Here is an 8,687-nt window from a genome sequence, read left to right as displayed (position 1 = left end):
CGATTTATTCATTATACCCTCTCTTAAAAGTTGTCTCAGGAATCAGCTTACATCCACTTTACGGCATTCACATGCTTCGCTATTGATCAGTCTGGGTGAGAACCCACTGGTGATTAAAGAACGCCTCGGCCACGAAGATATTCAGACGACGCTCGGAACTTACGGGCATTTATATCCGAATATGAACTTTGAGGCCGCCAAACGGCTGAATGGTCTAGTCGAAATTTCGACCGCTAAATCAGACGTGGCGCAGGTTCAAAACAACGGTGTTACCGTTGGACTTGCACCAGAAGTTGCACGATAGTTGCACGAGCGGGGTAGTCAGTCATCAAAACGTTGATATGTCAACGTTTATAAGCGAATTCTGTCTATTCCTACTCAATAGAAAATCATAACTATAACGACATAAGAATTCATCATTATCTCTTGTTACCCATTCACTCATCCATTTATCTGAACAAATGACGATAGTCTCTGTGTTTACAGGCTTGAAGCAATCATAAAAAAGGATTGTAGCATCCGCTCCAAATTAAAGAGAAAATTGGCAGACGGTACGATGCCGAAAAAATTTTTTATAGCTAAAGAGGATCAAGATGGGAATTTCCCTATTTTGATCCTCTTTGTCCCCTCCTCAAAAAAACGGCACAAAAAAGGAGTCTCAAGACATCCTGTCTATCAACTCCAAATCTCGTACAATTTAAATCTTAGTGACTATTCACCTAATTTTGTCTTTGAAACAACTTGTAACTTGTCGTCCAAATCATAAACAACAGGTTGGCCAGTTGCCATTTCCAAGTTGATGATGTCTTCGTCGGAAATGTTTTCAATATACTTGGTCAAGGCACGTAATGAGTTACCATGAGCAGCAATGATGACGTTCTTGCCGTCTAATAATTTAGGCGCAATTTCGTCTTCCCATAAAGGAATGACACGCTCAAGGGTAACTTTCAAGTTTTCACCACCGGGAACAATGCGTGGGTCCAAGTTTGCATAGCGACGATCTTGTGCAGCTGAACCTTCGTCATCAGCACCTAGCAATGGCGGAAGGACATCGTACGAACGACGCCAGATATGAACTTGCTCGTCGCCCCATTTTTCAGCGGCTTCTGCTTTGTTTTGGCCTTGTAATGCGCCATAATGACGTTCGTTTAAGCGCCATGTTTTTGTTTCTGGAATCCAGAGTTGGCCTGAACCTTCAAGTGCATAGTGTAATGTCTTGATGGCACGTGTTAAGACTGAAGTGTAAGCTTGGTCAAATTCCAAGCCTGCTTCTTTGATTAACTTGCCGGCATTTTTTGCTTCTTGAACGCCTTTTTCGCTTAAATCAACATCGACCCAGCCAGTGAATTGATTGCTTAAATTCCATTCACTTTGACCGTGACGGATAAATACTAATTTTGCCATTAATATTAGCCCCATTTCCTGATATTTATACGCTATTAATTGTATTGGTTTTTCAGAAAAAAAACAAGTATTCGCAAGAGCGAGTTTACAATGACTCTCATTCTCACTGTCATTGAGATTTCAAACGCGGCATGCGTCAGAAGGTCATCTTAATTGGTGCCTTATTGCCCGATCCTGACGTTTGGATCTTAGATGAACCCATGCAAAGGTTAGACCCCCAGGCTGCCTATAACCTCAAGCAATTGATGAAATCACATGTGCAAAGAGGTAAGACGTTATTTTCTCAACGAGCTAAGCGTGCTTCTTGAATCGCTTCAGCCAATCGACACGCTTGGCTTGCCCCTTGAAGAGTGCCAATAAGTCGCGACGAAAGCTGATTATCGATAACAGCGTCAAGAAGGCAAAGCCAACGCCTGTTTCGACATCATACTTCATGAAGCTGACGATGGTGAAACTAAGCAAGATGGCAATACCAGGTAGCGTCAGATTTTGACTGATCAACATGACTGCTAACGCGATCAATAAACAAATCAATCCCCACTGCCAGTCATACATCACCAACAGGATGGCTGAAACAGCGACGCCTTTACCCCCGTGAAACTTTTGCCAGATAGGATAGTTATGTCCAAGTGTCGTCCCAATGCCTGAATATAAAATGGCGAGACGGCCAAGCTCAGGAAATAATAATTGGCAAATATAAATCGCTAGGATCGTTTTTAGCAAATCACCACACAACGTCAAGATGCCAAACTTTTTACCTAAAACTGCCCCGATATTTGCCGTCCCCGGATTACCGGAACCCAATTGACGTGGACTCTTACCTGTGCGCCACTGACTGACGACATACGCCGTGACGAAGTTACCAAACCCGTAGCCGATCAAGAGACAATATAATTTAAACACTGTCATTTTGAATACACCTTCTGCTTCTTAACCTATAACTGCTAGTATACCAAAAGACAATTTTAAAAACCTCATCATCATCTAAAACAGTGTGAGCAACTGTTGAAGTCATCAGATTTGATGTTTGAGCGTGTCCACTTAAGCTTTTATCGGGGCGTGATTCATGACGTGAACGGCGCGTTGAGAATTGTGCTGAGAAATGAATGATGAGACTAAAAAATCCGATTGGCGACTTCATCAGGTCAAGACCAATCGGATGCTTAATTTATTCTATCGACATGAAAGAATTTATTCTTAAGTGACTCAATACGCGCAAATAGTTTTTTAAGCGACCACTTCCTTTTTCGTGGGATGAATCTGATTCTCTGGTAATTCAAGCAAGTGTTTGCGTGAAATCGTGAGGACAATGCCGATGGTGAGAATCAACAATAAGACGCCGGAAACCACAAAGACTGGAAATGCACGGGTGTGGTCGAAGACAGACCCATAAATCAGTGTTCCTAATGGCATCATCATCATCGACAACGTCCCGGAGAGCGAGAACATCCGTCCTTGCATGTTCTGGGGAATAATTTGTTGCATCATGCTGGCAATTGGTGTATTGACAAAGACGAGTACGACACCAAAGAGACCATTCATCAAGGCGTAGTAAATTGTGTTCACCCCGTTTGCCCAACCCGTTAATTCTGGGATACCCAAGACGAACAATAAGGCCGATAAAATGCCAATGAAGAAATAGGAAACTTTAATGGGATGTTGCTTCAAGTTGATCAGGCTCAACAGGATACCCCCTAGAAACATGCCAACGGCGAACGCGGAATCCGTGATGCCATACTGCGCATTGGTTAATTTTAACGTTGTGACGAGTAAGAAAGGTTCGCCGACATTGAGTGCAGCAAAGAAGAAGTTGATCCCAGCACTCGAGAAAGATATCAACAACATTAATTTCTGATGTCGTAAATAATTGAATCCCTCACGGAAATTTTGCCAAACCGATTCGGCCGCCTGAACAGCACCCGCTTCATGTTCAGTTTCCACCGCTACAGCTTCTGCGTCGGTGGTCGTGTCTGTCGCGGCAACCTGATCATATTTCAGTAGCATGATGCCGACTAAAGCAGCGACTTCGAAAATCACTTCAATGTAGGCAAACGTGTCGATTGCGACCACGGTGTAAACTAATGCACCAATAATCGGTGCGAGAAATGAAGCCAACGAGGTGATCGATTGATTCAACGAATTGACTTGTTGTAACTCATCACCTTCGAAAAGTTGGATCAGGCTTGCGGTCAACGTGGTGCTTAAGAAGTTATCGGTCACTTGTAGCAAGACGATCAGGGCAATTAATTCAACATAATATTGTTGTGGCCATGCGTGGAAGACCAGGCCAAATGCAATCAGCCCAAGACTCGTTGCCGATTGAGCGATCATCATAATTTTGCGATGATTCATCGTGTCGACCACGTAGCCCACGAACGGCGTTAACACTAAGGAAACGATTGGCCCAGTGATCATGGAGACTCCCATCCCCAATGCAGAACCAGTGCGGTGCAGAATATAAAGGCCAATGGCGAAACTCAACATGCCACTGCCAAAGGTGCCGGCAAATTTAATGATCAACATCTTAATCATTTGTTTTGATAATTTTGCACGATTCATTGTACTTCACTCTCCGTCTCTCTAGATATAATGAATCGTAATCTCGCCGATCTGCAAATGACCGATCAGATGAACGACTGGGCCTGTTTTGGTAGAGAGGCCCTTCTCCTCGAGATCGCCAATAAAGGTATCGAAATGCGTTTGGACATCCCACGTCTTAGGGAAATAAAGATCGATTTCCCCGATATTGCCGTAGATCTCGACCACAGCCGGATCATCGATGATGATTGCCTGATCGAAATACAACTTCGCTTCACCAATCATCATATTGACAGTTGCGCGTTGAAAATTTTGTGATTGAATATAGCGAATTGTACTTCCTAAACGAATATTGACGTCAACATTGGATTCGTTATCTGTTTTAGATTCGCCTTTGTGCATCCCCGTTTCACCAATGTGTTCGCGACCAATGACGATTTTTCGATGCCCTGGTTTGTCACTGTCATAGACGACAAATGGCCGATGGTGGTAATACTTGCGCTTCAGCGGTTGAAAGACGAGAGAGAGCCCAATGCTGATCAATAACGCGACTCCCAAGACTGTCCAGGGCACCAAACCTTTGATCCCAAGTGGTTGAGCATACAATATACTGATAAAAGCCAGGCTGAAGACACCACCGAAGAAACTCCAACTCACAAAACTTTTGATTGCTGCCGCTGCGAGAATAAATGTAAAGGCCAGCGTCCAAAAGCCTGGATGATAACTCAACAAATTCATTTTGCTTGCAACGACGATAAAGGCACAGACTAAGAAAAATAATCCCCAGAACCAGTGACCCCATTTTGTTTTTGTATTATTCATTTCGATAACCTCATTTCGTTTAGACGTTCTTGTAATTGTTTGTAATATCGCCGAGACGCATAGACTTCCTTGGGCGAATCATAAAAAGAAATCAAACAGTTGGAAATTGATTTGTTCAACGCATTGATCTGCTTCAAATTGACAATCGTTGACTTCGCCACTTGCAAGAAATAATCGGGCAACTCCTCAGCAATCTCATAAAGGCGTTCATTGCTTGTATAAATCTCGTCAATCGTGTGAATTTGCAACTGCCGATTTTCCGTTTCAATAAATAGAATCGAACTCGGCTTCAGGAAATATTCTCGCGAATTCTTAAAGCCAGATAAAACTTCGTCCGTCAAAGGTGTTGCGGCTAAGAGTTCTTTAATCTTCTCAACATTTGGATCGTCGCTGGACGCACGTATGATCAATTCTGGTTGCTTCAAGTTATCATCTATTTCAACACGAACCCTCATTCGCAAACACCTCCTTCTTCATCGTTCGAATTAACTCACGACGTTTTCTAACGGCTTGTCATTATTACACTACAATTGTTCCGGACGCGCAATGCTTTTCGCATAAGCGGTCAATAATTAAACATAAGTGGTTATTGACGACTACAATTATGAGAAAATGAATGTCTATTAATGATTATTTGACCCCGTTCAACCACATTCACGCAGCAAATAAAAACTGCGATTAAAATAAATTTAACCCTTGAAATTCATAGAAATTTTCGTTATTATATTTAGGTTAGCTAATTGCTAATCGTGTTGGAGGAGTAGCGAAGTGGCTAAACGCGGCGGACTGTAAATCCGCTCCTTCGGGTTCGGTGGTTCGAATCCACTCTCCTCCACCATCTTGGGATATAGCCAAGCGGTAAGGCAACAGACTTTGACTCTGTCATGCGCTGGTTCGAATCCAGCTATCCCAATTAATTCCAACTCACGTTGAAGACGAAGCTTCTCTTAATTGAGAGGGCTTCGTCTTTTTTTGCATAAAAAAAGTCAGGCCCGCATCCTTCTGCGAATTCAAGCCTGACTGATCGAATCAATCATCGAATGTACACGTTGAGCGAACACGTTGTCACTAGTGCCTAATAGCCAATCTCGTGGCTTTTAGTTACTCGCTCGTAGAACATGCGACTGTTTTTCTTCAACAGCAGCACAAGCGTGTTTAGCGCACATAAAAGCAGGAAAGCACCACAAATGGCAAGCCCCGTGAAATAAAACGCAAGAACATGTTGGCTCTTGGCGTCGCTGATCCATTGTAGCAAACTCGGTATCAGGAAACGCACATTTCCAAGCATCACTCCGAACAACAAGAATTGACGGAACAGCAATGGCAGCAGCCCCAAACGTTGCTCATCGACGCCCACCATCCGAATTTTGACAAGATGTTTACCAAGCGTGCCACCCTGCCAGAAATAAGGTATGGCGACGAAATAAATCAATACTTCGACGAGATAGATCCCATAGTTCTGATTCGACAACTGATGAGAGCACGTGGTGATCATATCCGAAACCAGATTAAAGATAAACAAATCAATCAATAGCGCTAAGAAACGTCGCCAGAAGCTAGCTACCAGTCGCTCGCTTGCGGCGTCTTGATTCAGCTGTTCAATCGATGGGAAGATCTTGGCGAATACAGGTTCACTGGCGAACCCAATCAACCCACCACTCGTGTTCAGAATCAAATCATCGACATCAAATAACCGATAAGAACGCGGATAGATGAAATACAAGCCACTGAGCTGTGTCAGTTCGAAGAAAAGTGACAAGCAGAAGCTGGCGATGAGTGCTTTTTTGAAAGAGACGTGCCAAATGTAACGTAAATAAAGACCAAACGGCAAGGTCAACATCAAGTTAAAAAAGGGTTGGATGAATCCGCTCTGCTTCAATGCTGCGACATAAGTTGCAGGCACCGTCAAACGTAGCACCGTTGTCTTTAAGAAGTAGCGAGCAGCCGTAAATGGTACCAAATTATAGCGCGCCGTCGTTAATTTGGCGACCGCCGCACGATCCGGCAATGGTAGAATGACGAGGAAATAGGCGCACAACAAATAGAAACAGAAGCTGAAGAAGATCAATAATTTTAGCTTAGAAATTGACCCAAAACGTCGGTATTGATGCAGTGCGTATGGCACAACGGCGAGCGCAGCTAAAATTGGGAAGATAACGATTGCCGTGATAATCGGCGTCAAATACGCACTCATTGATAGAAAACTCCCTACTTTGAAAGACACTAGTTAACCGCATTATAAACAAGTTTTATGCTGAAATGCAACTTTATCCCTAGCCAACACAATGATAAAAATAAACGTTGCCTCTTAGATCAGAGGGCAACGTTTATCTTTTTAGTGGCTGAGTGACAACACTATTTTAAAGAAGTAGCCAATTGTAATGCAACCATCGGATCAGATGCAGAAATCAAATAGACAGCCGACCCTTTACTCCAAGTCACTGTATTCATGCGTGAGGTGCTCGCACTGGACACGTAGAGGTTAACCGCACCATGGACATCTGGAACAGGTAACATTGCTGTATGAAGCCACTGAACGGCTTTTTTAGCCAAAGGTACACCATCTTCACCATTGATATTCGAAGCACGAACGGCCAATGACCAACGTCCTTCGATCCAATTGGTGTAGCTCGAGCCAGCAGCACCCTCCTGCGTGGCCGTAATGCCAGTCCCCAAGTCTACCGTTGGTAATCCAGCTTGCGTTGGCTGGTAATTGATCGTCTGCTGTGCAGCACTCGCAGACGCATAGGTCTTCTTCTGTACCGTCGCAAAAGCCGTCTGTTGCGCAAGAGATGCATCGTTTAAGGCAACCGATTGCGCACTTGCAAAATAAGCAACTGTATAGTTCCGCGAATTACCTGTCTGACTGATGTTTAGAACCTTACCAGCAGAGACAGGTACACGCTGTGGTAACTTTTCACCCACTAACAACCGTGATAACTGTTGATTTAGCTGAGATAAACGACTCGTCGTCACTGGCGCTTGACTCGAATCTGACGCCTTTGAACTGCTCTGGTCAGCAGTCGCCTTTGAGGAACTCGATGACGTACTCGATTCCGAAGACTGCGCCGATTTATCCTCTGAAGAACTCGTCTTCTTTTCACTAGAACGACGTTTGGAAGACTTCTCACTCGACGTGCCTGACTTCGAAGTATCCTGACTTTTATTTTGGCAACCCGCACCAAATAACGTGATGCCCAATACGGCTAGCAGAAGCCATTTACTTTTTTTCATCTGCCATCCCTCCATTCTTACGATTAAAGATTATCATGAATCTCGGAAAAATCGAAACGTTTACACTCGACTTAAAGGCAATTTATAACTTTAGAAATAATAGCTGAGTTGACGATACACATCATTAATTTGAGTGCAGACATGTTGTGAATCAATCGAAAAAAATGACCTCTGACGACTGAGATACATTACAAATCTGGCGACTGAGCTGCAACACAAGATAGTAGGAGATGTCGAGGCAACTTCTGGGATCTTGTTCTAAAATTGTGCCAACTTCAAAAAAACAAGTAAAATCAGCAATATCAAAACTAACAAAAAAGCTTTTACAAACGTTGACGTAACAACGTTCGTAAAAGCTTTTCGGCTTTTTTAAAAACACGCGTAAAACCTCAAAAATGCCGGCTACTGGAATCGAACCAGCGACCTCCGCTTTACGAGGGCGGCGCTCTACCGACTGAGCTAAACCGGCAAATATGACCCGTACGGGATTTGAACCCATGTTACCGCCGTGAAAGGGCGGTGTCTTAACCACTTGACCAACGGGCCATGTCAATCAATGGTTACTAGATCAACACTATCAATCAATCACTTATTTTTAACCAAAAAAATCGGTCACACAGACCGATTTGGCTAACTCCGGTTGTCAGACTCGAACTGACGACATCTTGATTAACAGTCAAGCGCTCTAC

The 8,687-nt window shown here is 43.5% G+C and carries 7 protein-coding genes, 4 tRNA genes and 2 pseudogenes; 4 read left to right on the top strand and 9 right to left on the bottom strand.

The genetic code is table 11. The annotated features are described in order from the left end of the window. Nucleotides 1-304, top strand: a pseudogene (locus FC15_RS09035) (hypothetical protein); the annotation flags it as partial. Between the two features lie 407 nt (nt 305-711). Here the strand turns inward: FC15_RS09035 and FC15_RS07330 are convergent. Next, nucleotides 712-1,404: a 2,3-diphosphoglycerate-dependent phosphoglycerate mutase gene (locus FC15_RS07330; protein WP_057825368.1), complete on the bottom strand. Its 693-nt coding sequence runs from the start codon at nt 1,402-1,404 to the stop codon at nt 712-714. A gap of 119 nt (nt 1,405-1,523) precedes the next feature. On the opposite strand from FC15_RS07330, the pseudogene FC15_RS09375 reads away from it, so the two are divergent. Then, nucleotides 1,524-1,682 (top strand): annotated as a pseudogene (locus FC15_RS09375) (ABC transporter ATP-binding protein); the annotation flags it as partial. A gap of 13 nt (nt 1,683-1,695) precedes the next feature. On the opposite strand, the gene FC15_RS07325 reads toward FC15_RS09375, so the two are convergent. The 4 genes from FC15_RS07325 to FC15_RS07310 form a co-directional block, all read right to left on the bottom strand. Continuing rightward, nucleotides 1,696-2,313 (bottom strand): glycerol-3-phosphate acyltransferase, encoded by a 618-nt coding sequence (locus FC15_RS07325; RefSeq protein ID WP_057825366.1) that lies wholly within the window; start codon nt 2,311-2,313, stop codon nt 1,696-1,698. A gap of 318 nt (nt 2,314-2,631) precedes the next feature. Then, nucleotides 2,632-3,963, bottom strand: coding sequence for an MFS transporter (locus FC15_RS07320; RefSeq protein WP_057825365.1), 1,332 nt, complete (start codon nt 3,961-3,963; stop codon nt 2,632-2,634). Between the two features lie 21 nt (nt 3,964-3,984). After that, nucleotides 3,985-4,764: a LiaF transmembrane domain-containing protein gene (locus FC15_RS07315; RefSeq protein ID WP_057825363.1), complete on the bottom strand. Its 780-nt coding sequence runs from the start codon at nt 4,762-4,764 to the stop codon at nt 3,985-3,987. Further along, complete coding sequence (locus FC15_RS07310; protein ID WP_057825361.1) at nt 4,761-5,219, bottom strand: LytTR family DNA-binding domain-containing protein; 459 nt, start codon at nt 5,217-5,219, stop codon at nt 4,761-4,763. Before FC15_RS07310 ends, FC15_RS07315 begins: the two co-directional genes overlap by 4 nt. Before the next feature lie 299 nt (nt 5,220-5,518). On the opposite strand from FC15_RS07310, the gene FC15_RS07305 reads away from it, so the two are divergent. Together FC15_RS07305 and FC15_RS07300 are read left to right on the top strand one after the other, a co-directional pair. Next, nucleotides 5,519-5,602: transfer RNA gene (locus FC15_RS07305), tRNA-Tyr, on the top strand. Between the two features lie 3 nt (nt 5,603-5,605). Beyond that, nucleotides 5,606-5,677 (top strand) — tRNA-Gln (locus FC15_RS07300). 162 nt (nt 5,678-5,839) lie between these two features. Here FC15_RS07300 and FC15_RS07295 read toward each other — a convergent pair. The 4 genes from FC15_RS07295 to FC15_RS07280 form a co-directional block, all read right to left on the bottom strand. Then, nucleotides 5,840-6,958, bottom strand: coding sequence for a VanZ family protein (locus tag FC15_RS07295; protein WP_057825359.1), 1,119 nt, complete (start codon nt 6,956-6,958; stop codon nt 5,840-5,842). Nucleotides 6,959-7,119: 161 nt separating this feature from the next. Continuing rightward, on the bottom strand, nt 7,120-7,998 hold the full coding sequence (locus tag FC15_RS07290) for a hypothetical protein (protein ID WP_057825357.1): 879 nt from the start codon (nt 7,996-7,998) through the stop codon (nt 7,120-7,122). A 396-nt stretch (nt 7,999-8,394) separates the two neighbouring features. Then, nucleotides 8,395-8,467, bottom strand: a tRNA-Thr gene (locus tag FC15_RS07285). Nucleotides 8,468-8,472: 5 nt separating this feature from the next. Continuing rightward, nucleotides 8,473-8,544, bottom strand: a tRNA-Glu gene (locus FC15_RS07280). Between the last annotated feature and the right edge of the window lie 143 nt (nt 8,545-8,687).

Source organism: Lapidilactobacillus concavus DSM 17758 (genome assembly GCF_001435835.1).
Lineage (GTDB): Bacteria > Bacillota > Bacilli > Lactobacillales > Lactobacillaceae > Lapidilactobacillus > Lapidilactobacillus concavus.
This window is presented reverse-complemented; position numbering and strand designations above follow the sequence as displayed.

What these genes read in the sequence shown, in the direction of transcription:
- FC15_RS07310 (WP_057825361.1), bottom strand. Translation starts at nt 5,219, where the DNA reads ATGAGGGTTCGTGTTGAAATAGATGATAACTTGAAGCAACCAGAATTG.
- FC15_RS07315 (WP_057825363.1), bottom strand. Translation starts at nt 4,764, where the DNA reads ATGAATAATACAAAAACAAAATGGGGTCACTGGTTCTGGGGATTATTT.
- FC15_RS07325 (WP_057825366.1), bottom strand. Translation starts at nt 2,313, where the DNA reads ATGACAGTGTTTAAATTATATTGTCTCTTGATCGGCTACGGGTTTGGT.
- FC15_RS07290 (WP_057825357.1), bottom strand. Translation starts at nt 7,998, where the DNA reads ATGAAAAAAAGTAAATGGCTTCTGCTAGCCGTATTGGGCATCACGTTA.
- FC15_RS07330 (WP_057825368.1), bottom strand. Translation starts at nt 1,404, where the DNA reads ATGGCAAAATTAGTATTTATCCGTCACGGTCAAAGTGAATGGAATTTA.
- FC15_RS07320 (WP_057825365.1), bottom strand. Translation starts at nt 3,963, where the DNA reads ATGAATCGTGCAAAATTATCAAAACAAATGATTAAGATGTTGATCATT.
- FC15_RS07295 (WP_057825359.1), bottom strand. Translation starts at nt 6,958, where the DNA reads ATGAGTGCGTATTTGACGCCGATTATCACGGCAATCGTTATCTTCCCA.